At 49.6% G+C, this 1,821-nt stretch carries 1 protein-coding gene; it reads right to left on the reverse strand.

From position 1 onward, the window contains the following. Window positions 1-403 precede the first annotated feature (403 nt). Complete coding sequence (locus FKP33_RS26655; protein ID WP_430106146.1) at window positions 404-1,693, reverse strand: IS110 family RNA-guided transposase; 1,290 nt, start codon at window positions 1,691-1,693, stop codon at window positions 404-406. Window positions 1,694-1,821 lie beyond the last annotated feature (128 nt).

Here is a 1,821-nt window from a genome sequence, read left to right on the forward strand (position 1 = left end):
TCCCACTATAAAGTATCGTTTTCTCCTGTTTCCTCACTCATTCTCAGTATTTCAACTTTGACAGCCTAAGAGATAGTAGTGGAGAATGTACTCTGCACCTCGATTTCCGTAAGAGCGTAGGCGGGAACAGAGCTTAGGAATGACCTTCTTCCAAAACTGTGGATAATTGGTATGATCGCACAGTGGATCTCCATATTCACCCTCGGGGTTTACCCTCCCATGTCACACTGGGTCTATGCCCTTACATTCCTTCGTTCTACCTCTCAAGGGGTGGAGGCCGATTCTTGCTCCTTTACGGGGTCGTTGCCCTTACTGAATGTAGTACTTCGGCTTCTCCGTGCTTTCGTTGTCTAAGTTGTACACATGTGAATAAGTTGATCTGCAGGCCGTTTGTTTCCTTGCTTTAAGCAGCTTCTTGCTGGATCTGGAACTGCCTTACTGGACCCATAACATCGATTGCACTGTACTCTCTTTGCTTTGTCCCCAGCGTATGCAGGACTCGAATCAGTTTTCCACATAACGCGATGATCGATTGTTTCTTCTTCAGTGGATTCTGGCTCCTCGTCGTGTAATGCTTATGAAGCGTCTTGAACTCTTCGTTCTTCGCTACCATGGGCATCACCGCTCGGAACAGCAGCGCTCGTAAACGTGACCGTCCGCGCTTGCTAATCCCGGTCTTACCCTTCCGCTTTCCCGAACTATTCTCTTTGAGATTTAGCCCGGCAAGCCGGATAATCTGCTGGCCATGATCGTAGTTGTTCAAGTCACCGATCTCGGCCAGAAATCCAGCTACAGTAATTGCCCCAACCCCGGGTACGGTAAGCATTTCCTTCGTTCCTGGGATGTGTTCAAGGATCTCCAGCACTTTATCCATAATCTCTTCCAATTGGCTGCTGAAAAGGTCGTATTGACCCAACAGTGTGCTTAGCTCTACCCGAGCTGCCATACTGCCTTCCGTTAGTCCGATAGAGGCTGTGGCGGCCGCTACTAACTTCTCCGCGCGCTTGATGCCCACACCGCGTTTCACTTCCGTCTTCCAGTGTACTAGGACGTCTCTAGCCCCCTTGCCGACGATGTCCGCTGGCATCGGGAACGCCCGCATGGTCATGAGCGATGCCTTGCCCTCCCATTTCTTGAATACGCAAGCATACTCGGGGAAGAACCGGTCGAACCAGTTGCTGATTCGGCCTTTCACTTGCGTCAGGCTGGCTGATACCTTCTCCCGCAGATTCATCAGGATTCGCAGTTCCGCGTATTCCTTCGTCGGCAGTTTCGGTTCTGAGTATTTTCCATTCCGAATGAGATCCGCAATGACCTTTGCATCTTTGTAGTCGCTCTTCGTCTGCGAGTTATCCTCAAGCTCTTTCGTCTTGTTTACGTGATGCGGATTAACGACGACGACCTGGATTTGTTGTTGTTCCTGCAGATAGGCAGCTAACGGAAACCAGTAGTGTCCGGTAGGCTCGATGCCAAACACAATGTTCGTCTTCCCGTGTGCTTGACCAAGCTCCTTCATCCACGTTGCCAGCTTCGATAGTCCTTCCTGATCGTTGTGAAATACACAGTCCTTCCCAAGTTCAATGCCTCGGAAATCTACGGCACGTGCGACGTGAACCTTCTTCGCGATATCTGCACCGACCACCAGTGTCGATTCGGTAATTCGTGTAATCCGTTGATTCTGCTTTTGTTTCAGTTTATACTTCATATTGAGCGTCCTCCTTCAAATTAGGGCAGTGAATGGCCACCATTCCAAGACCCAGCATACAGGAGGCGCTTTTTGTTTTCAAAGAGCAAATTACTTCATTACAGGAATGGCTCCTT

This window comes from Paenibacillus sp. tmac-D7 (assembly GCF_006519665.1).
In the GTDB taxonomy this organism is placed as follows: domain Bacteria; phylum Bacillota; class Bacilli; order Paenibacillales; family NBRC-103111; genus Paenibacillus_G; species Paenibacillus_G validus.